This is a genomic window from Cytobacillus solani (assembly GCF_006704205.1).
Classification (GTDB): domain Bacteria; phylum Bacillota; class Bacilli; order Bacillales; family Cytobacillaceae; genus Cytobacillus; species Cytobacillus solani.
Map to the genome: position 1 here is coordinate 1,524,270 of NZ_CP041305.1, position 20,147 is coordinate 1,544,416.

The following is a 20,147-nucleotide window of genomic DNA, read 5'->3' on the forward strand; positions in this document are numbered from 1 at the left end:
TACATCTATATAACTGAGCATTTCCGCGAAATAAAAAGAACCTGACAAAATGCCAGATTCTTTTATTGATAAGCTTCTATATTTAATAATGTTTCTAAGTCTACCATTTCAAAGCCCTTTTCCTGCAATCCTTCAATTAATTCAGGCAATGCCTTTGCAGCTTCTGTCTTCTTCGCATCAGAGTGCATGAGAATGATGTCGCCATTTCTAACATGACTCATAACATTATTCACGATATTGCTTGCCTCTTTTTGTGACCAATCAAGTGTATCTATTGACCAAAGGACAACAGAATATCCCTCCTGCTGTGCCATCTCTACAACTTGTTTATTCGTCTCACCATACGGCGTTCGGATAATGGAAGGTTCTTTTCCAATAACCGATTTAATTGAATTTCCAGCTTGCTCAATTTCTATTTGAATTTCTTTTGCTGATAACTTCGGCAGTTCTACATGATTATAGCTATGGCTTAAAACTAAATGACCACTGTTATATGCCTTTTTCACAACTTCCGGGTACACTTCTACATTTCTGCCCAGAAAAAAGAAATTCCCTTTTACCTTATATTCATCTAAGATATCAATAATTGCTGGTGTTACTTTCCCATCTGGACCATCATCAAAGGTTAAAGCAACTTGTTTTTTATTTGGACCATTTATATACACATTCTTATTCTTTTGAGCAAATGAAACAATTTGTTTACGCCATTCCTTCATGCTTTCCCATGCCGATGCAGACAGTTGACTAGATTCCCCTTTAATATCAAGTACATACTCATCCTTTGCACGTTCTGAATTAAAAACAGATAGGTGATGAACGGCTTCTTCTTTTGATATAATGAATTTTAGTTCAATTTTCTGGTCTAATTCGTAAACATAAATCTCTTCATTATTTGCTTCCCTCAAATGGTCTGGCTGACCAAAACGTTCTTCAATCTGTACGGACGTAATTTCATTAAGTTCCTTAGCATAGGAACGGACATCAAATATTTCCCCTGCCTCATTAAATCCTAACGCAAAGTTTTTATTTTGATAGGTAGCATAGAAACCTTGACCTGCTTGATCGATCTGATCTGGCTCTCCCCACTCCGCTTTTACTTCATCTATTTTACTGTCCAGTACATTGTATGGACTGCCTAAGGTCATTCCGCTATCCGCTTTTTCCATCACTCGATTTAGCAAATCAGCAGCCACATTGCTTTCTTTCGGCTGCAGTCTATCTTCCCTCTGCTGTAATTGATCTGATGAAGCGGGGGTATCCGCATGACAAGCCGTTAATAGAGTAAATAACATGCCAATAACGAGTATGCTTTTCTTATTCAAGGTCCTATGCCTCCTTAAAAGTCATTACATCTTATCTGTCGGAAGCATTCAATTAAAAGTTGCAGGAATGCTTAAAGTCAGTTCTGCAAAACATTAGGATAATGCCTTCAAACCCGTTACACCGATTACGATAAGAGCCACACTTGCAATTCTTAGCTTATTCTTAGATTCCCCAAAAAGCACCATATTTAACAGAACCGCTCCTGCTGTTCCAATTCCAATCCACACCGCGTAAGCAATACTTAACTGCAAATAGTTGAATGAAGTGTATAAAAAGGCAAAGGAGGCACCAAATCCCCCTAAATAGATGATTCCATTTTTTATTGTTTTTTTCTGGCTATATAATTTTAATCCTAATACACCGATCACTTCACTTACAGCAGCACAAATGACAAACAACCAGCCCATACTTAAGCAACTCCTTTCGATACTGTTTCCTCTTCTTTGTTATCAGCTAGATTTAAACCGATAACCCCCATTATTAAAATTGCGATAAAAAGAAACTTCCCTATGCTAAAGCTGCCTCCGAAAAGGAAAATATCCATTAGGGCTGTTCCAATTGTTCCTACCCCCGCAAATACTGCATAAACGGTCCCTGTTGGAAGACTTTCACACGCTTTTGGTAGAAAGTAAAAATCAATCAGAATAATTCCGATAATGATTACCCATTGCCACCATGTCTCGGCTACATTAAATCCATACACCCAAATTAATTCAAATAAACAAGTTAAAAAAACATATATCCATGCTCTTTTCATTTTTTTGCTCTCCCTCTCGATGACTGACTGTCATTCATTTTTAATCATAAGAATTGGAACACTCAATTTTTGCTATTCTTGAATGCCTAGTCCATACCTTAAAAATTCTAAAACCTCAGCTTTTTGTATAGAAGCTTGATCATCCTGTTTTGAATCATATAAGTAAACCTGTTCAGCTGCTGATTCTACTAAGCCGATGAATAGCTTTGCAGTACGCTCAACATGAATCGAATCCCGGATCATTCCTGAAGACTTTGCCTCGTTTAGGAATTGGCTGATCCATGAATAGAATGGCTCATATACTGTTTCCCATTCCTTAATATGTTCCGTTGATCCCATACCCGCATAGATAAGCGCAAGAATTTCCCGGTAATCACATGTGATCTTAAAGATCGCATCAACTACTTGGGTAAGCTTTGCAGTAAAAGAGGCGTCCTCTTGTACTTCATTTTTCACCGCCGCAATGGTTTTCTCTACCATTACTTCTGCAATTGCCGGCATGACGGAAAGCTTAGAGGGGAAATACAAATAAAACGTGCCTTGTGCGATATTTGCTATTTTTACAATATCGGATATTTTCGTTTTCTCAATTCCCTTTTCACGAAAAACTTCAATTGCTGCATGAACAATCTTATCTTTTTTATTCATGATTTATTGTCCCTTCAAAAATATATGACTGACTTTCATTCATTTTATAAAAAATAATACGTGCTGTCAAAACGTAATGTCTCGTTTGTAAAGTTTCAAAGGGATCACTTTAGGGAACTTCTAAGAATACAATGAAACGATAAAGATCAGAGGAGTGTATAAAAAGTGTACCCGTCTTCCAATTATGGATACCAAAAAGTATGTAAGAATCAACCTATTGCCTTTCCGCCTCAGCATCAACAAACTCAGCCAGGGCTTGAATATTTAATGGTTCCAAGACCCATATCAGAGAAACCATCCTATAAAGGATCAGGGAAACTTAAAGGAAAAGTAGCCATTATAACCGGCGGAGATAGCGGAATCGGCCGTGCAGTCTCCTATGCTTTTGTTAAAGAAGGGGCAAAGGTCGTTATTGTTTATTTAAATGAACATAAGGATGCGAAGGAAACCGAACAAAGAATTAAAGAGCTTGGAGGGGAGTGCCTCCTCATTTCTGGTGATTTAAAAGATGAGAAAATGTCCCAGCAAGTTGTTCAGCAAACATTACAGGCATTTGGAAGAATTGATATCCTAATCAACAATCATGCCATTCAATATGTAAGAAAAAGCATACTCGAAATTACTAAAGAGCAGCTGGAACAAACGTTTCAAACAAATATTTTTTCATTCTTTTACTTAACGAAAGCCGTACTTCCTCATCTGAAGGCTGGCAGCTCCATTATTAATACAGCTTCCATAACCGCTTATGAAGGAAATAAGAAACTAATCGATTATTCAGCAACCAAGGGAGCTATTGTAGCATTTACACGTTCATTGTCCCTTTCTCTTGAAAAACAGCAGATTCGAGTAAATGCGGTTGCACCAGGTCCGATTTGGACCCCGCTTATTCCTGCGACCTTTTCCGAGAAAGAGGTTATAAAATTTGGACTGGATACCCCAATGAAAAGAGCCGGCCAACCATTTGAATTAGCCCCTGCCTATGTATATTTAGCATCTGAGGACTCAAGCTATGTTTCGGGGCAGATTATCCATGTGAATGGAGGGACAATGGTGAGTTCATAATAGCGCAGGTTTTTCATAGGTACGAAGCTGCCATTTAACATACACATGTCCAGGTCGGATCCTTCCTGTAACTGTCTTCCAAGAATTTTATTCTTCGTGGTCACAAGGTACCCATGCTTGTGACCTTCTTTTCTTTTTTTCACCTTTCACGGGCACATAATGACTCTTCTAGTGACCGCGATTGCTCTTTTCCTATCTTGCTCAGGTACATGGAACCCTCACTTGTGACCAGACTTCTCTTTTCCGACCTTACTCGGGCACATGGGACCCCCACTTGTGACCGCAACTTCTCTTTTCCGACCTTACCCGGGCACATGGGACCCCCACTTATGACCGCGACTCCTCTTTTCCGACCTTACCCGGGCACATGGGACCCCCACTTGTGACCGCATCCTCCCTTTTCACTCCTTTCACTGGCACATGCAGTCCCTATTTTAATCGGATCCTCATTGTTATATGTCTTGTATAAAGAAATATCCCATTCATTCTCCGTTCATATTCACTTCTTACAATGAAGTCAACATCAAACAGTAAGGAGTTGGATTGAATGCTTAAACCATTTCGTAAGTTAGTTCAATATACAAGCAGTCAAAAGGGAGCAAAGATGACTATCCTTGCCTGGATCTTAGCAGTTGTGCTTTTTAGCCTGCTAGCTCCATCGGCAAAAGAGTACGAGGTCAATAGTAAAGAAGGAAGCATAAAAGGAGACAAGCCATCAGAAGTAGCTCAACAGATTTTAAAGGAACAGTTTCCTTCTACGGATGGGCTGCCAGCCTTGCTTGTGTTTCACCGTGACGGGAAAATCTCAGAGGAAGACATCGGAAAAATTAATGAATTAAGTGAGTGGCTCGGATCAGACGAAAAGCCGGAACAGATTATGAGTGCACTTCCCTTTCATTCATTGCCGCCGAATGTTCAAAAACAGATGTATTCTGAAAATGAATCTACACTGCTCATTAATCTATCATTAGAGCCTGATTTAGAATCTTCTGAGACACTTGCAGTCATGAATGAAATAAAGGAAAAAGCAAATAAAATCGATATGAATGGAATGCAATTTGAAATCACTGGTCCTGCCGGGATTTCTGCTGATACCGTCTCTCTTTTCAAAAGTGCAGATATCGTTCTCATGCTTGCAACTGTAGCCTTAATATTTATTCTCTTGATTATTATTTACCGCTCTCCCATACTGGCAATCACTCCATTAATTATCGCGGGTATCGTTTACGGAGTTGTCGATCGAATTTTAGGATTGGCGGGGAAAAATGGTTGGTTCACCATTGATAGTTCGGCCGTATCCATTATGCTTATTTTGTTATTTGCGGTCCTAACAGATTATAGCTTATTTGTTTTCTCGCGTTATCGCGAGGAATTAAAGAAGCAGGAGTCTAAGTATGTTTCTATGAATGAAGCCATTTTCCACGTTTCTGAACCAATTGTTTTCAGTGGTGGAACAGTTCTTCTTGCAATGCTGACATTGTTTGTTACGATTTTTGAACCTTACAATCATTTCGCACCTGTTTTCTCGGTGGCAGTTGTCGTAATTCTCATCGCTGGCTTAACACTAATCCCTAGTATCTTCGCGATAATGGGACGCAAAGCATTTTGGCCGTTTGTTCCTAAGGTTGAAGAAGCACAGATAACAACACATGGGATTTGGTCTGCGATCAGTAAGCAAGTGATGAAGAAGCCAGCTTTATTAGGCGGCATCTTACTAATAGTCTTACTTATTGGCGTATTTAACTTTACTTCCATTCAATATTCTTTTAACCTATTAAAATCCTTCCCTGAGGACATGCCGTCACGGCAAGGTTTTGAGCTTCTTGAAGAAAATTACCCTGCAGGCCAATTAGCACCTATGACAGTATTAATTAAGTCTGACAAAGAGTTTCCTATAAATGCAGAGTTATTCGAAAAAGTGAATCATCTTGTTTCTATACTTAGTGACGAAAGCAATGTTGCCTCTGTTACTCCAACTATTCAGGATGAAATGTTGAATATTCCAGAATCACTGCCAAGAAATTATTTAGCAGAATCAAACAAAGCAATTAGACTTCAATTCGTGCTAGACAGCAATCCATATGAAAAAGAAGCACTTGATACAATCCAAAAACTGCGTGATTCAGAAGCATCCCTATTAAAAGCAAGCGGCTTTTCTACAGCGGATGTGAAGCTTCACTTTGCTGGCCAGACCGCTCAGCAATTAGATGTTAATCATATGAACCAGAGGGATATGATTGTCTTATTCTCACTTGTCACTGTATTTCTTACTATTATTCTAGGGTTCCAAACAAAATCTGTTATGATGCCAATTTTGATGATGGCAACGATTCTGCTATCTTTCTTTTCAACAATGGGTTTTGGCTGGTGGATATTCAAGCACCTTATGGGCTATGATGCAATCAGCTATCGATTGCCTGTTTACGCTTTTGTCTTCATGGTCGCACTCGGAATTGACTACAACATAATGCTTGTTTCAAGAATTAAAGAGGAAGCGACAAAGCTGCCATGGAGGGAAGCAGTTGGAAAAGGGGTCGCTGTTACAGGAGGCGTGATTTCCTCAGCAGGTTTAATCTTGGCTGCGACCTTTGCCGTGTTGATGACACAGCCATTACAGGAACTATTCTTATTCGGATTTACAATGGCATTCGGGATCTTACTCGATACATTTTTAATACGTGGCATATTCCTGCCATCTATTTTAGTATTGACAGGTAAAAAGGAATAATTGAGGCCTGATTCCCAACCATTAGTTATGGGGAATCAGGCTTTTTATTCAAAAATGACATAACATCTTTCTTCTTATTCAAAAAAGCCTGTTTTCCCAATTCAATCAGTTCATCGATAAATTTAATTTCATCAAAGGGCATTTCTTCCCCAAGATCCCCATTTAATCGAAAATAGTGATTACCAAGCAGATGCTGACAATGATACGTAACTGATTCGGATGACAATTGAAGGGCCAAGTCCAGCAATTTTGGTGTCATCTTCATTGATGGAAAATGAATTGGCAGCCAATGCTTTGCCCCCCAGTATTTTTCCTTCCCAATAGTAAAATCAATATGCTGCATACCTGTACCAATAGAAAAGATCTCTATTTCCTTTATATCTTTTTTAAAATGATGAAGTGCCTCCGTCACACAAACGAGCGATGGATTATTTGCCCATAAACCCCCATCAATGGACAAGTACTGATTATTAATATTGTTAGGCGGAAAAAAAAACCGGTGCCGAACAGGAGGAGAGAACAGCATCCCAAAGCTTAATAGATAAATCATCATTCTCCGTATGTCCGTAGTTCGATCGATGAATAAAGGGCTTTCCATTTGTCACATCCACTGCAGGGATCAGCAGCGGCTTTTTAATATCTGCAAGTGCCATTTCACCAAATGCCTTCCGAAAAAAACGACGTAAATACTGATCACTATATATACTTTTAAAAAGGCCCACCTTTGCTTGCCTGACAAAAATTTTCTTCCCATATAATTCATAACTTTTCATGACTTCTCTCATACTCTTCTTCAATACAATAGATGCAGATATAATCGCCCCTGTACTTGTTCCAGCCACCACATCAAATAAGTCGTCAATCGGACATTCCCACTCTTCCTCTATTGCTTGTAAAATAGAAATAGCAAATACTCCTCGAATTCCACCGCCATCAATGCAAAGCATTTTCATCTTTTTCACCTTGAAATTGCGTCTTTCATACTACTATTCCCTAAGTCATAGACCTTTAGCATGAACACGAATCGATTAATGAGTACCCTGTTATACTTGGGAAAATTCTATTTTATTTTCGGAGTCAGTATCCTCCCAGCCTTTACAAACATCAACCCATTCTTTTGCAGAGGAAAATTCAAAAATTTCATCACATGTAAGTTCAATGGCTGAGTTGGTACTTCCACAAGCAGGGAAAAGAGTCTCGAAACGTTTCATGGAGACATCTAAATAAACATCCAAATCATTCGCCAACCCAAACGGACAGACACCGCCAATCATATGCCCCGTTTGCTCCACTACCTCATCTGCTGAAAGCATGCGCGCTTTCAATTGGAAAGCTTGACGAAATTTCTTATTATCAATCTTTGCATCCCCAGCTGCAACAACAAGAATAGCTTTGTCCCCTTCTCCTCGAAATGAAAGAGTCTTTGCAATTCTTGCAGGAATGACACCTATTGCTTCAGCAGCCAGATCAACGGTTGCGCTTGATGTATCAAACACCATCATATCCATTTCACGATTCCATTTTTTAAAATGAGCTTTTACACTTTCAAATGACATCTTCATCCTTCCTTTCCGTATATTATGTAAAATAATACCATCCTTTATTGCGTTGAAGCAACAGGAGTGATGTGGAATTTAACTAAATCAGAGTACATTTCTCCTTTTTTTAGTATAACAATCCCGAATATTTTAAAATAATCTAATTATTAATACATTTATTTTTCACCATTTTTTCACTTTTCACCCATATTTTTCTGATATAATGATTTTTTGAATAGCTTTACTAAATTTAATAGTAAATAACCAATTAATAAAGGAAGTGTGTAACCAATTATGGCAACAGGATCTTATTCGATGAATGTAAATCAAGTGAAAAAGACAATCGACATGACGGTTAGTGGAAGTTTTACACCTGAAAAGGCACAAGAATTTATTAATGAATACCAGCGTAAAACAAGTGCTATTAAGGCTGATGAATTTATACTTCAATTTGATTGCCGAGATTTAAATCTAGTTACGCAAGAAATGATTCCAGATCTTGAAAACTGCTTCCGACTTTATCATAGTTCTGGGTTCAAAAAAATTGTTATTGAAATAAAAAAGAGTGCGGTCTTGAAAATGCAATTAAGCCGTTTAGCTCGCAATACCGGTTTAAATAATGTAGAGGTCACTGAAATTTAATACGATAAGTAAATGAGTAAGGCTTTTTTAGTCTTACTCATTTACTTAATACATTTATAAGACATCCATAGGAGACGTTATGACAAACATTAAAATCAATGCAATTGAGGTTTACCACCCTAATAAAATTGTTAAAAACGACTACTTTATTGATCATTTTAAACAAAAAGGCAGAGATATTACTCATTTTTTGGATGTTATGGGACGTAATGAAAGATACCTAATTGAGAATAACAGTGAAAATGGGATAACAATGGCGGTAGAAGCATCCAAACGCGTATTAGAAAAGGCAGGGTTAACAGGAACAGATATTGATATGATTATTTTTTCAACTCAAGTCCCAGAGAAAACTGTGCCTACCAATGCCATCTATGTTCACCATTCTATTAAGGGAAAAAAAGATACAATTGTAATGGATACAAACGCAAATTGTGCTGGAATGACCATTTCAATAGAGCAAGCTTCACGTTATATGTTATCTAATCCACATGTACGTACCGCCTTAATTATAGGTTCAGATAATTTTTCACTTATTGCTAATCCTGAAGAGGAAATCACATATGCTAATTTTGGCGATGCTGCTTGTGCCGTAATACTCGAGAAAACCGAAGAGAATACCGGATTTATCGATGCGATCTATGAAGTAGATTCCACTTATCGAGATAATATTCTTTATCCTGAAGAGGGTTTATCCCAGGCTATTAAAGGAGAAGGATCGATTGATTATATGAAATGGTTTCCATTTGATGGAAGCGTCTCTTTGCCCTTTACATATGAAAAAATCAAAAAACTATTAGAACGCAACCACTTAAAAAGTGAAGATATTGATAGTTATTGTTTATCACAATTTGCTCTCTCTAATATCCTAAAAATCCAAGAACATTTTAACATTCCTGATCAAAAAATAATGTATGTGGGTGACCAATATGGCTATACAGGAACAAGCAGTCCATTTATTGCCCTTTATGAAGGAATTGAATCTGGTCGAATAAAACGTGGAGATCATATCCTTTTTTGGACAATTGGCGGAGGCCACGAATTTATTGCGATGTTATTTAAATATTAAATTTCAACAAATTGTATCGGGCCATTTAAATGCATATCATTCCCACCATTTTTTATCAGTCAATTGACAAATACCAGCTAATTGTATATTGTAATAATAACTATACGCGAAAGGGTGACCCAATTAGATGAAGTTCTAATCCTATTTTTCGAAAGCAATCAATTGAAGACTGTCTTAGTTAGCAGATATCTGCTCTATTTCGTGTTGTCTTCAATCGAGGTTTTCAGAATAGGATTAGGTTTCTATAGTTGGTCCTTCAAAGGGAGTAGTCTCTTTGTGCACCCCTATGCCTCCTATTCTGAATGCAGATAGGAGGCTTTTTTGTCTCCAAGCACTTATGAAATGGGGATGATTGTATGATGCTATTAGAAGCAAACCATATCAAATTATTTATAAAAGACCGTTTATTATTAGATATAGAAAAATTACAAATTCAAAAACATGATCGAATTGGTCTTGTTGGCAGGAACGGCTGTGGAAAAACAACCTTATTAGAGGTTTTAGCAGGAGAAACATCTCCTGACAACGGAACGATCGCAACAAATGGCATATGCGAGCTTTTACCGCAGCTAAAAAGAACGGATACGACAAAAAGTGGCGGAGAGGTGACACAGGAATATATTAATGCCGCACTCGCAAAAAGCCCTGCTATTTTACTAGCAGATGAACCAACAACAAATTTGGATACGAGCCACATTGAATGGCTGGAAAAGAAATTCAAAAAGTCCCTCAGCGCACTTGTTCTTGTTTCACATGACCGTGCATTTTTAGATGCTTTATGTACGTCCATTTGGGAGCTTAATGAAGGAAAAGTGAAAGTATATAAGGGTAACTACTCCGATTACATGGAGCAGAAGGAATTGGAGCTGCACCAGCAGAAGCAAGCTTACGAATCATATGAGAAGAAGAAAAAACAGTTAGAGGAAGCATTAATATTAAAAGAGAAAAAAGCAGAACGAGCTACGAAAACACCGAAAAATGTAAGTTCGATCGAAGCGGGAAAATCCAAGCCTTACTTCGCTAAAAAGCAAAAGAAACTGCAAAAAACGGCAAAGGCGATTGAAACGCGTTTAGAAAAGCTTGATAAAGTTGAAAAAGTCAAAGATGCGCCTGTCATAAAAATGAATTTGCCTAACGAAGAAACCTTTAAAGGACGAATTGTCCTGCGAGCAGAAGATATACAATGTTCGATCGGTAAGAGATTACTCTGGAAATCTGCCAGCTTTCATGTACGCGGAGGAGATAAGCTTGCTATCATCGGACCGAACGGATGCGGAAAAACAACGCTCGTGAAAAAAATAATGAATCAGGAGGAAGGGATATCGATCTCCCCTTCCATGAAAATCGGCTATTTTAGTCAAAACATCGATATTTTAAATACAGAAAAATCCATACTTGAAAATGTCAGCACAACCTCGATACAGAATGAGACATTCATACGGACAGTCCTGGCGAGGCTGCATTTTTTCAGAGAGGATGTCTATAAGCCAGTTGGTGTCCTAAGCGGCGGGGAACGAGTAAAAGTAGCATTCGCTAAATTATTTGTTAGTGAAATTAATACAATTATATTAGACGAACCAACAAACTTTCTTGACATCCCATCAGTGGAAGCACTCGAAGCCCTCTTGCAGGAATATGAAGGAACCGTTATTTTTGTTTCTCATGATCGGCAATTTATCGAGAGCATTGCCACACGAATTTTAGCGATTGACAACCAAGAGATTCAGTTATTTGATGGGACATATGAGCAATTCAAAAACTATACACCAAAAGTTGCACACGATACAAAAGGGGATCAGCTCCTCCTATTAGAAACTAGGATAACAGAAGTACTGAGCCGCCTTAGTATGGAACCTTCTGATGAGCTGGAATTAGAATTTCAAAGACTTTTAGCTGAAAAGCGAAAATTGGCAAACCAATAACAAGGTAAAAACGGCAGAAATCGATCTGCCGTTTTTTCCATTATGCTGCGTTGATTTATTAAAAAGTGAAATTTTAAAGGAAAGAAAGCATAAAAACATTTACAAACTCATAGTCTTACTTTAGAATGTAAAACGTAATAATTACGATTTAAGCCGCTGATAGTTTCATGTACTAGTAAATTAATGAAGATTGGAGTTACACATATGAAATTTAAAAAACCTCTTCTCACCTCCCTATTTACATTCAGTCTAATGCTTTCAGGCTGCGGAAACACAGAAACAGCAAAGAAAGCTGACGGAGAAAACGTAGACAAGGATGAGGATAAATTAACTGTTTTAACAACTATTTATCCTCTAGAAGATTTCACAAAGAAAATTGGCGGAAACTATGTTGACGTTAAGAGTATTTACCCGCCAAATGTGGATGCTCATTCCTTTGAGCCTTCTACGAAAGATATGATGGGACTTGCTGTTTCTGATTTATTCATTTATACAGGAGTTGGAATCGAAGGATTTGCAGAGAAAGCAACAGAATCTTTGAAGAACGAGAACGTCGCTATTCTAAAAGCTGGTGATGGTATTGATCTATTAAAATCAACCCATGAGCATGAAGAACACGGTCATCACCATGGTGATTATGACCCTCATGTATGGCTGGATCCTATTCTATCAATTGAACTTGCTACTAATATAAAAAACTCACTAATCCAATTAATGCCAGAACATAAATCAGAGTTCGAAACTAATTTCTTGCAACTAAAAGGCGAATTAGAGAAACTTGACGAGGAATATAAAACGGCCATCGAGAATTCAAAAACAAAGTATTTGCTCGTTTCTCATGCAGCCTATGGATATTGGGAAGAAAGATACGGAATTGAACAGATTGCTATTGCAGGCCTGTCTCCAACACAGGAGCCTACACAGAAAGGCTTGCAAAGTATTATTGAAGAATCGAAGGAACATCAAATTCAATACGTGATCTTCGAACAGAACCTATCAACAAAAGTAGCGGAAATTATTCAGAAAGAGATTGGAGCCGAATCTCTTATTCTTCATAATCTAGAAGCAATTACAGAAGAGAATTTGAAGCAAAATGATGATTACTTTAGCATAATGAGAAGGAATCTAGAAACTATTAAGAAGGCATTAAACAATTAAGGTTTGAATCCCCCTTCCCTGCCACATGAATGGCAGGAGGGACTTTTTATTTTTTTGTTTGACAAGCCCTGATTAGTCACAATAGGCTGCTTGTTAAAATACACTTATCTTTTGTAGGAGGAATTCATGAAACGCCTTTTCCATGCTAATATCATAGATATAACGGGGATTTTAATTATCGGATTGGCTTTATTCTTTTTTTCATTTGGCTCTAATATAAAAAATCTATTTGAAGTACCAGCTTCTTTTTTAAACATGAATACGATATTTTTGAGTATTTTAATAGAAGCACTTCCTTTTGTACTCGTCGGTGTCCTTATCGCAGGAATTATCCAAATTTTCGTAACAGAAGAACATATCAAGAAATGCATTCCCAAAAATAAATTACTGGCTGTGCTTATGAGCTGTATTATAGGAGCCCTGTTCCCTGCATGTGAATGCGGGATTGTTCCTATTGTTCGAAGACTTATCTCCAAAGGGGTGCCTATCCACGCTGCGATGGGCTTTATGCTAACAGGACCTCTTATCAACCCAATCGTTATCGCCTCTACATACATGGCCTTTGGAAACAACTTTAAAATTGCAGGATTAAGAATGGGCTTAGGTTTTGTCATTGCCATTATCATATCCATCGTAATCAGCCTTCTTTTTAAAGGGAATCAATTTAAAACTGCACCCCAGAAGCAAACGATCCATTCACATTCACATACAAAAAAAGGGCCTTTTTTAAATCGATTTTGGTCTATGCTAACCCATTCGATAGATGAATTCTTTGATATGGGAAAATACTTAGTCATCGGGGCTATTTTAGCTGCCTTTGTGCAAACATATATGCCAGCTAAAGCGCTGCTAGAGGCTGGGGATGGAACAGTAGCCTCATTAATAGTAATGATGGGCTTAGCATATGTATTATCTCTTTGTTCCGAGGCGGATGCATTTATCGGTGCTTCATTCAGCAGTTTATTCCCAACATCTTCTATTCTAGGCTTCTTAATTTTTGGTCCAATGATTGATTTTAAAAATACAATCATGATGCTTAATGTCTTTCGATTTAAGTTTGTTATAAGTGTGTTAGCGTTGGTCGCATCAATTATATTTATTGTCCTTTTACTACTGAGCAGCTATATATAAGGAGGAGAAAAAGTGAAATTCAATTTTCAGCAGGCTGCAAGAGCACTCATATTGTTTGCTTTTTCTGCCATGCTTTTCAAGATGCATTATACTGGGGACTTAACTAAATATATTAATCCAAAGTACGAATCATTAAGTCAATCTGCCTCTATTCTATTTTTGATTTTGTTTTTCATTCAATTAACGCGAATTTGGACAGTTAAAGAGCAAGGTCATCATTGTCATCATGCTGATCATGCCTGTACCCATGATCACGGAGATTCCACTTTTAGTATAAAAAAACTCCTCTCATATGGGATTTTAATATTCCCGCTGATTACTGGATTCCTCTTGCCACCCAAAGTGCTTGATGCATCAATTGTAGATAAAAAAGGGGGTATGGCTATCCTGTCAAATCAAAAACAATCTGCTCAGAAAAATGAGGGGACAAATTCCGATCCAGCTGAACAAGCTGATCCTTCTGAACCACTTGAACATTCTATCGACCAATCAAACCTTGATTTTCCTGAAGAAGTCTCCCAAGATGAGTATGACAAGCTAATCCAAAAGCTTGAACAAAGCACTAACATTGAGATGAATGACTATGTATTTTCTCCTTACTACGAAGAAATCAGCTTTGATGTCAACCGGTATAAAGGAAGAAACATTACTTTAACAGGCTTTGTATACAAAGAAGAGGGCTTTGAACAAAATCAGCTTGTGTTATCGAGGTTTTTAATTACCCACTGTGTTGCAGATGCAAGTATTATTGGCTTTCTTTCTGAGTTCTCTGAAGCTGCCTCCGTTGAGGAAGACACGTGGATAGAAGCAACTGGTGTTTTAGACGTAACGACTTATGGCGGAAATGAATTGCCTATTATTAAAATTACCCATTGGAAGAAAATTAGTGAACCAGCAAAACCCTACCTGTATCCTGTTAATATTAAAATTTTATAAACAATACTCTTTCTTTTTGAAAAGGTATAAGCACTTAACGAATGAAGTGCTTATACCTTTTTTGCTATTTTGTTTCGCGGTGTAAAGTATGTCTCTTTAAACGCGGACAATATTTTTTCAACTCAATACGGTCAGGATTTGTCCGCTTATTTTTTGTCGTAATATAGTTTCTATCTCCTGTTTCAGTACAAGCTAATGTAATTTTCACTCTCATTGTTCTTTCCTCCTATTTATTCTGTTTCTTCTATTACAAACGGTGGTAGCGGGTCTTTGAATGTTGACCAATCCGCTAAGAGCTCTTCCTCTGTTAGCAGACATTTCTTTAAGGATTCTTCAATTTCATCCCGGTCCATATCAATCCCTATTAAAACAAGCTCAGTTAGGCGATCTCCATATACGTCATCCCACTTCTCCAGCAGTTCAGGTTCTTCGATTAATACTTGTTTCCTTTCCTCTTCTGGATAGGCTGCTATCCACTCACCAACACCTTGCAGGATAATGGAAGGGCCAGCTTGCGAGAGAAGTGCTGCTATATTATTTCGTGTGGCTATCCATATAAAGCCTTTTGCACGAACAACATCAACTGGCCAATCCTCTAGCCATTTCATCAGCCGCTCTGGATGGAATGGCAGTCTCCGTCTAAATACAAACGAGGAAATGCCATACTCCTCTGTCTCTGGGATATGTTCATTATTCAGTTCCTTGATCCAGCCTGCACTTTGGCTTGCTTTATCAAAATCAAATAATTTCGTATCCAAAACACAATTGAGCGGAAGCTGAGCATGATCCGTTTCGATTATACGTGCTTCAGGATTTAGCTTCTGCAGAACCGCTTTTAATTCACGAATATCCTCATGTTCTACCAAGTCGATTTTATTTAACAAAATCACGTTAGCAAATTCAATTTGGTCTATCAGTAAATCAACAACCTCTCTCGTATCTGCTTCATCTGTCGCTTCCTTGCGATCTAACAAGCTTTCACCAGAAGAGAAGTCATTCCAGAAACGATTGGCATCCACAACAGTGGCCATCGTATCCAGTCTGCATAATGATGATAAATCAATTCCTAAATTCTCATCCACATATGTGAAGGTTTGCGCCACAGGAACTGGTTCACTAATACCTGTTGATTCGATCACGATGTAATCAATGTCACCTAATGATGCTAGCTTTTCTACCTCTTTAATCAAGTCCTCCCTAAGGGTGCAGCAAATACAGCCATTTTGCATTTCTACAAGCTTCTCCTCTGTTCTTGAAAATCCGCCTTGTTTGACTAAAGAAGCATCGATGTTAATTTCACTCATATCGTTAACAATAACAGCAACTTTCTTTTCTTCTTTATTTTGCAAAATGTGGTTGAGTAAAGTTGTTTTACCCGAACCTAAGTAACCACTCAATACTGTTACAGGTATTTTTCTCATTAAATTCATTCTCCTTAATCAAAATGATTACGATTTATATAATAAAAAAATTAATCTATTGAATCTCCTTTAATACAACAAACCAACAGATAACCGTCCTTTTTCACCCCCACATTTAAAAATTTTAAATAGCTTCACAATTTCCCTATGATACAAATCGTAATAATTACGATTTACCCTTTGTTACAATACCATCTCTTTTTCGAAAAAACAAGAGTAATTATTAAATAACCCACCCTATTTTATAAAAAAAGTCAAAGGAATCAAGTTCCTTTGACTCTTATCATAGTAAATTCCATTTCCTTTCTTAGACCATTAGATTAAGAATGAAGTTTACCTTCACTCATTTTCATCTCATTTTCCAATTGCGCTATCTTCGCATCAATGGAGCTGCTGTGAAAAGCTCTGTTTACTTGATCCTCTAAACGATCAAGATAGCCTTCTATTGCTTGAAATCGAGAATATGGCTTATCGGAGTTAGAAGTTGAATCCAATAATTTGTTAATTTGGTGATTGGCTCGTGTGATATTTTCACGTCCCATTAACTCCATCCTGCGAATATACATGTCTTTAAGCTTACGCTTCATTTCTTCATATTTTCCTTCTAATTCTTCAAGCTGTCTTAAGATGTGATTCAGAGAAACTCTTAGGCGTTCGGCACGGTCTGAATAATGCTGATACTCTGCTGAGGCAAATTGATAGAGCTCTGTTTCCCCTGCTTTTGAAGCAATCTCTGACTGATGCTTCCTTTTTTCGGCAAGCTCTGCTGCTTCTACTAGCTCTCTTTCAAACTCATCCTTGAGCTGATATTGACGATCGACAAGCTTTTTTACCTTTTCTGTTTCTTGTTCACATTCATGAAGAAATTGATTAAGCAACGTAATCGGATTTTGATTTTCTTTTCTTTCCAGCACTTCGTTTAAATCAGCTTTTATTGTATTTTTAATTTTTGTAAGTAAATTCGTCATGACTCACTCTCTCCTTCATTCAATTATTTGTTGATGTCATTCCATTGCTTTTCAAAATTAACAAATGGGTCTGTTTCTTTAACAACCACCTGTTTGTTTTCATTCCATTTTTTATAAACTAGGTACAGGACGTATGCTGCCACAACTCCTATGATCGCAGGTGCATTGTGAATAGAAGCCATCAGAATAAAGAAACCGACCACCCCTAACCCAATTTTCCCTCCTGTTGAATCTGTCTTCAAAAATTGTTTAAAGATGAAATATAGAAGCGCAATACTTACTAGGAACCCAATCATAGGACCAATCGTAGAAAGTAATATCATCGCTGAAATTCCGCCGATTAATAACAAACCAAATTTTTTCATTTTGTTTTCTCCTTCCTTTATCTTGATTTCATCTTACCTTTATTTTTGAATTCTCATAACGAGCTTGCGCTTTATTTTCAACTAAGTCCCGAGACTTAGTGAGGGTCAGCCCCCAAAATACGAATTGTAAAATAAAATGTATTTTTCCAATATTTATTAAAAAGACATATAACTTTAAACAACTTATTTATAGTAGAATAAGAATCGCATGGGTATTTATACCGATTTAATAAAAACTGCACCTCCAAACAATTGGGGTGCAGTTCACTCAGGTAAGGTTTTTAATTTTAGTTACTTGAATCAATTCGATTATCTCACGATCGGGTCCCTCATAAAATACAGTGACCCACCCATTTCTTATGCTATAAGGTCCTTCCGATGGATAAAGTCCTTCTCTTTTCAGCTTTCTATTCCAACCCTCTATATCCTCCACTTGCCACGCTATATGAATAGAATGTAATCGTACTGGATTTTCCTCTGACTCAATTAGTTCAATTTGGACATTCCCATTCCGAAGAAAAACAATTTTTTCATCCTGAAACGTTAAATATTTCTCAAAGGAAAAACCAAACATTCGTTTATAGAACTGGATGGAATCATTTAAATTACTTACTAGAATTCCAGCATGATGCCACTTCATTTTCTCTCATCCATCGGCAGGATTAAATTCATATCTCCAAATTCATGCCATAGATACCCATCAGCTAATGCCTTTTTGTATGCCTTCATTAATAAACCTTTATCAATAAAAGCAGAAAGCAAATCTAAATGGCTTGCTTCTGGCTCGTGAAAGCCTGTAATTAAACCATCAACAGCCTTCAAAGGGTACCCTTTTTGAATATACAAACTTGTAATCCCTTCCTGTGGCTCCACATTTCCATCTGTATTGACCGCTGTTTCAAGTGCCCTTACAACAGTCGTTCCAACCGCAATTACTCGCCCATTATTTTTCCTTGTTTTATTAATCAATTCTGCTGTTTTTACTGGAACACAAAATTCCTCAAGATGTTTATTAGGGTTTGGCCAGCGATCATTGCCGTAATAACTTAAGCCAGCATGCAGCTGTATATAGGCAATGTTTACACCTTTTCCCTTCAGCATATTTAACAATCTCCAAGTAAATGCTCTTCCGGCCGATGGCATTTCTACAGATCCCGGAACAGAAGCATAGACGGTTTGATACATTTCTATTGGCCAAGGAGTTTCAATATATTCGTAATGGAGCGGCTCCCCGTATTGATAGAAGATTTCTAATAAATCTAATCCGCTCTTTGAAAAGGAAAGGACGATTAAAGGTGCCTCTGTTCCTAGCCCAGTAATAGTTGCTGTTAGTCCTCCAGGTAAATCAATCTTTTCTCCAACAGTGATAACTCCGCCAACGATAAGGGCTTCCCATTCTCTATCCGATAATTTTCTGGATAAGCGAATTTCAATCGTTTGCTTTCCTCTTTTTCCTTTTAATACTGCCGGAATGGTTCGACTATTATTTAAGACTAGTAAATCTCCCTCTACTAGATACGAATCCAATTTGTTAAAAAAATTATGGGAACAATCTCCTGTCACTGTATCTAAAGTCATCAAACGGACATGATCCCTCTGGATCCCTCGATATTCTGCTGGCATACGTGCATTTAAATATTCAGGCACTTGGAATGAACGTGCGGTACTCATCATTGTTCATCCCTCTTTCCTTGTAAAAAAGATTGTGCCTCAAACCGTTTTCCATTTAATTCAATCGAGTCATCTAATGCAAGGGTAACAAATATCTTGGCCACTTCATTAGGATCCTCTAGTTCATAATCGCATTCTGGGACAGCAACTTTATGCATTTCTGTATCCATTTCCCCTGGGTCCACCATGCTGACAGTGACTCCTGTGTCTTGTAGCTCATCCGCCCAAGTTTGTGTTAAACCTTCTACTGCAAATTTAGAGATGCCATATGCACCCCATTCTGCAAATCCTGTTCTGCCAGCTTCAGAGGTCAAATTGAAAATTCTCCCTTTGTTTCGAATCAACATACCTGGCAATACTCGCTTTGTAACGAGGAAAGGATTCACTGTATTGACCCGAAGCACTTCAGCAAAATCATGTTCCGGGTAATCAGATAATAGCGCTGGTCCGGGTCCAAATATAGAAGCATTATTAATTAATACATCGACACGTCCAAAGCCCTCTTCTACTATAGATACGAAGCGGTTTACATCCCTTATGTCAGAGACATCTGCTTCAACGGCAATCACTTCTGCTCCAAGTGCCAGTACCTCTTTCTCTATTTTGCGGAGCATCATTTCTCCTCTTGCACAAATAGCTAGCCGTACCCCTTCTTTAGCCAATGCTAATACTAATGCTCTTCCAAGACCTTTTGATGCGCCCGTAATCATTACAACCGGTTTTTTATCCATTAGAATCTCTCGCTTTCTATATTGTTCTTAACTTTATTTTAGAAAGAAAGCGTTCGCGAAGCATCGGAAGCGAGATGGAA

22 protein-coding genes are annotated in these 20,147 nt (G+C 37.7%); 8 read left to right on the plus strand and 14 right to left on the minus strand.

Going from position 1 to position 20,147, the window contains the following annotated elements:
* Window positions 1-62 precede the first annotated feature (62 nt).
* From FI644_RS07710 to FI644_RS07725, 4 genes are all read right to left on the minus strand, one after another.
* The gene (locus FI644_RS07710; RefSeq protein WP_053478184.1) at window positions 63-1,322 is read right to left on the minus strand and encodes a polysaccharide deacetylase family protein; all 1,260 of its coding nucleotides are present in this window, start codon (window positions 1,320-1,322) and stop codon (window positions 63-65) included.
* Window positions 1,323-1,415: 93 nt separating this feature from the next.
* Window positions 1,416-1,730, minus strand: a complete 315-nt coding sequence (locus FI644_RS07715; protein WP_053478185.1) for a DMT family transporter — start codon at window positions 1,728-1,730, stop codon at window positions 1,416-1,418.
* Between the two features lie 2 nt (window positions 1,731-1,732).
* Window positions 1,733-2,080 carry a DMT family transporter gene (locus FI644_RS07720; RefSeq protein ID WP_053478186.1) on the minus strand — a complete coding sequence of 116 codons (348 nt, stop codon included), beginning with the start codon at window positions 2,078-2,080 and terminating at the stop codon, window positions 1,733-1,735.
* Between the two features lie 72 nt (window positions 2,081-2,152).
* Window positions 2,153-2,731, minus strand: a complete 579-nt coding sequence (locus FI644_RS07725) for a TetR/AcrR family transcriptional regulator (RefSeq protein WP_053478187.1) — start codon at window positions 2,729-2,731, stop codon at window positions 2,153-2,155.
* A 162-nt stretch (window positions 2,732-2,893) separates the two neighbouring features.
* On the opposite strand from FI644_RS07725, the gene FI644_RS07730 reads away from it, so the two are divergent.
* Together FI644_RS07730 and FI644_RS07735 are read left to right on the plus strand one after the other, a co-directional pair.
* Complete coding sequence (locus tag FI644_RS07730) at window positions 2,894-3,790, plus strand: SDR family oxidoreductase (protein ID WP_056681985.1); 897 nt, start codon at window positions 2,894-2,896, stop codon at window positions 3,788-3,790.
* 547 nt (window positions 3,791-4,337) lie between these two features.
* Window positions 4,338-6,518 carry an MMPL family transporter gene (locus FI644_RS07735; protein ID WP_056681983.1) on the plus strand — a complete coding sequence of 727 codons (2,181 nt, stop codon included), beginning with the start codon at window positions 4,338-4,340 and terminating at the stop codon, window positions 6,516-6,518.
* Window positions 6,519-6,543: 25 nt separating this feature from the next.
* Here FI644_RS07735 and FI644_RS26800 read toward each other — a convergent pair whose 3' ends face one another.
* The 3 genes from FI644_RS26800 to FI644_RS07745 form a co-directional block, all read right to left on the minus strand.
* Window positions 6,544-7,071 (minus strand): patatin-like phospholipase domain-containing protein, encoded by a 528-nt coding sequence (locus FI644_RS26800; RefSeq protein ID WP_246067034.1) that lies wholly within the window; start codon window positions 7,069-7,071, stop codon window positions 6,544-6,546.
* A complete protein-coding gene (locus tag FI644_RS26805; RefSeq protein ID WP_246067037.1) occupies window positions 6,998-7,471 on the minus strand; it encodes a patatin-like phospholipase family protein in 474 nt (157 codons plus the stop codon). The genes FI644_RS26800 and FI644_RS26805 overlap by 74 nt, the downstream gene beginning before the upstream one ends.
* Before the next feature lie 90 nt (window positions 7,472-7,561).
* On the minus strand, window positions 7,562-8,074 hold the full coding sequence (locus tag FI644_RS07745) for a YbaK/EbsC family protein (RefSeq protein WP_053478191.1): 513 nt from the start codon (window positions 8,072-8,074) through the stop codon (window positions 7,562-7,564).
* Between the two features lie 276 nt (window positions 8,075-8,350).
* Here FI644_RS07745 and FI644_RS07750 point away from each other — a divergent pair, with 276 nt between their 5' ends.
* The 6 genes from FI644_RS07750 to FI644_RS07775 all read left to right on the plus strand — a co-directional run bounded on the left by FI644_RS07750 (window position 8,351) and on the right by FI644_RS07775 (window position 14,911).
* Window positions 8,351-8,698 (plus strand): hypothetical protein, encoded by a 348-nt coding sequence (locus FI644_RS07750; RefSeq protein WP_053478192.1) that lies wholly within the window; start codon window positions 8,351-8,353, stop codon window positions 8,696-8,698.
* 79 nt (window positions 8,699-8,777) lie between these two features.
* Window positions 8,778-9,764 (plus strand): ketoacyl-ACP synthase III, encoded by a 987-nt coding sequence (locus tag FI644_RS07755; protein WP_053478193.1) that lies wholly within the window; start codon window positions 8,778-8,780, stop codon window positions 9,762-9,764.
* Between the two features lie 356 nt (window positions 9,765-10,120).
* Window positions 10,121-11,686 (plus strand): Vga family ABC-F type ribosomal protection protein, encoded by a 1,566-nt coding sequence (locus FI644_RS07760; protein WP_053478194.1) that lies wholly within the window; start codon window positions 10,121-10,123, stop codon window positions 11,684-11,686.
* Window positions 11,687-11,890: 204 nt separating this feature from the next.
* Window positions 11,891-12,844, plus strand: coding sequence for a metal ABC transporter substrate-binding protein (locus FI644_RS07765; RefSeq protein WP_142108209.1), 954 nt, complete (start codon window positions 11,891-11,893; stop codon window positions 12,842-12,844).
* 126 nt (window positions 12,845-12,970) lie between these two features.
* Window positions 12,971-13,975 (plus strand): permease, encoded by a 1,005-nt coding sequence (locus tag FI644_RS07770; protein WP_053478196.1) that lies wholly within the window; start codon window positions 12,971-12,973, stop codon window positions 13,973-13,975.
* A gap of 12 nt (window positions 13,976-13,987) precedes the next feature.
* Window positions 13,988-14,911, plus strand: a complete 924-nt coding sequence (locus FI644_RS07775) for a TIGR03943 family putative permease subunit (RefSeq protein WP_053478197.1) — start codon at window positions 13,988-13,990, stop codon at window positions 14,909-14,911.
* Between the two features lie 64 nt (window positions 14,912-14,975).
* On the opposite strand, the gene rpmG is transcribed toward FI644_RS07775, so the two are convergent.
* The 7 genes from rpmG to FI644_RS07810 form a co-directional block, all read right to left on the minus strand.
* On the minus strand, window positions 14,976-15,125 hold the full coding sequence (gene rpmG / locus FI644_RS07780; protein ID WP_053478198.1) for a 50S ribosomal protein L33: 150 nt from the start codon (window positions 15,123-15,125) through the stop codon (window positions 14,976-14,978).
* A gap of 16 nt (window positions 15,126-15,141) precedes the next feature.
* Entirely contained in the window at window positions 15,142-16,332 is a 1,191-nt protein-coding gene (locus FI644_RS07785) for a GTP-binding protein (RefSeq protein WP_053478199.1), read from the minus strand.
* A gap of 320 nt (window positions 16,333-16,652) precedes the next feature.
* Window positions 16,653-17,300 (minus strand): PspA/IM30 family protein, encoded by a 648-nt coding sequence (locus tag FI644_RS07790; RefSeq protein WP_142108210.1) that lies wholly within the window; start codon window positions 17,298-17,300, stop codon window positions 16,653-16,655.
* A 23-nt stretch (window positions 17,301-17,323) separates the two neighbouring features.
* The gene (locus FI644_RS07795) at window positions 17,324-17,665 is read right to left on the minus strand and encodes a lmo0954 family membrane protein (protein WP_053478201.1); all 342 of its coding nucleotides are present in this window, start codon (window positions 17,663-17,665) and stop codon (window positions 17,324-17,326) included.
* 268 nt (window positions 17,666-17,933) lie between these two features.
* The gene (locus tag FI644_RS07800) at window positions 17,934-18,305 is read right to left on the minus strand and encodes a VOC family protein (protein ID WP_056681979.1); all 372 of its coding nucleotides are present in this window, start codon (window positions 18,303-18,305) and stop codon (window positions 17,934-17,936) included.
* Window positions 18,302-19,339: an S-adenosylmethionine:tRNA ribosyltransferase-isomerase gene (locus FI644_RS07805; protein ID WP_053478203.1), complete on the minus strand. Its 1,038-nt coding sequence runs from the start codon at window positions 19,337-19,339 to the stop codon at window positions 18,302-18,304. The genes FI644_RS07800 and FI644_RS07805 overlap by 4 nt, the downstream gene beginning before the upstream one ends.
* The gene (locus tag FI644_RS07810) at window positions 19,336-20,067 is read right to left on the minus strand and encodes an SDR family oxidoreductase (protein ID WP_053478204.1); all 732 of its coding nucleotides are present in this window, start codon (window positions 20,065-20,067) and stop codon (window positions 19,336-19,338) included. The genes FI644_RS07805 and FI644_RS07810 overlap by 4 nt, the downstream gene beginning before the upstream one ends.
* Window positions 20,068-20,147 lie beyond the last annotated feature (80 nt).

Excerpts from the sequence above, each read along its gene's own strand:
- FI644_RS07715 (WP_053478185.1), bottom strand. The coding sequence starts at position 1,730 with ATGGGCTGGTTGTTTGTCATTTGTGCTGCTGTAAGTGAAGTGATCGGT.
- FI644_RS07720 (WP_053478186.1), bottom strand. The coding sequence starts at position 2,080 with ATGAAAAGAGCATGGATATATGTTTTTTTAACTTGTTTATTTGAATTA.
- FI644_RS07735 (WP_056681983.1), top strand. The coding sequence starts at position 4,338 with ATGCTTAAACCATTTCGTAAGTTAGTTCAATATACAAGCAGTCAAAAG.
- FI644_RS26800 (WP_246067034.1), bottom strand. The coding sequence starts at position 7,071 with ATGATGATTTATCTATTAAGCTTTGGGATGCTGTTCTCTCCTCCTGTT.
- FI644_RS26805 (WP_246067037.1), bottom strand. The coding sequence starts at position 7,471 with ATGAAAATGCTTTGCATTGATGGCGGTGGAATTCGAGGAGTATTTGCT.
- FI644_RS07745 (WP_053478191.1), bottom strand. The coding sequence starts at position 8,074 with ATGTCATTTGAAAGTGTAAAAGCTCATTTTAAAAAATGGAATCGTGAA.
- FI644_RS07750 (WP_053478192.1), top strand. The coding sequence starts at position 8,351 with ATGGCAACAGGATCTTATTCGATGAATGTAAATCAAGTGAAAAAGACA.
- FI644_RS07755 (WP_053478193.1), top strand. The coding sequence starts at position 8,778 with ATGACAAACATTAAAATCAATGCAATTGAGGTTTACCACCCTAATAAA.
- FI644_RS07760 (WP_053478194.1), top strand. The coding sequence starts at position 10,121 with ATGATGCTATTAGAAGCAAACCATATCAAATTATTTATAAAAGACCGT.
- FI644_RS07765 (WP_142108209.1), top strand. The coding sequence starts at position 11,891 with ATGAAATTTAAAAAACCTCTTCTCACCTCCCTATTTACATTCAGTCTA.
- FI644_RS07770 (WP_053478196.1), top strand. The coding sequence starts at position 12,971 with ATGAAACGCCTTTTCCATGCTAATATCATAGATATAACGGGGATTTTA.
- rpmG (WP_053478198.1), bottom strand. The coding sequence starts at position 15,125 with ATGAGAGTGAAAATTACATTAGCTTGTACTGAAACAGGAGATAGAAAC.
- FI644_RS07785 (WP_053478199.1), bottom strand. The coding sequence starts at position 16,332 with ATGAGAAAAATACCTGTAACAGTATTGAGTGGTTACTTAGGTTCGGGT.
- FI644_RS07790 (WP_142108210.1), bottom strand. The coding sequence starts at position 17,300 with ATGACGAATTTACTTACAAAAATTAAAAATACAATAAAAGCTGATTTA.
- FI644_RS07795 (WP_053478201.1), bottom strand. The coding sequence starts at position 17,665 with ATGAAAAAATTTGGTTTGTTATTAATCGGCGGAATTTCAGCGATGATA.
- FI644_RS07800 (WP_056681979.1), bottom strand. The coding sequence starts at position 18,305 with ATGAAGTGGCATCATGCTGGAATTCTAGTAAGTAATTTAAATGATTCC.
- FI644_RS07805 (WP_053478203.1), bottom strand. The coding sequence starts at position 19,339 with ATGATGAGTACCGCACGTTCATTCCAAGTGCCTGAATATTTAAATGCA.
- FI644_RS07810 (WP_053478204.1), bottom strand. The coding sequence starts at position 20,067 with ATGGATAAAAAACCGGTTGTAATGATTACGGGCGCATCAAAAGGTCTT.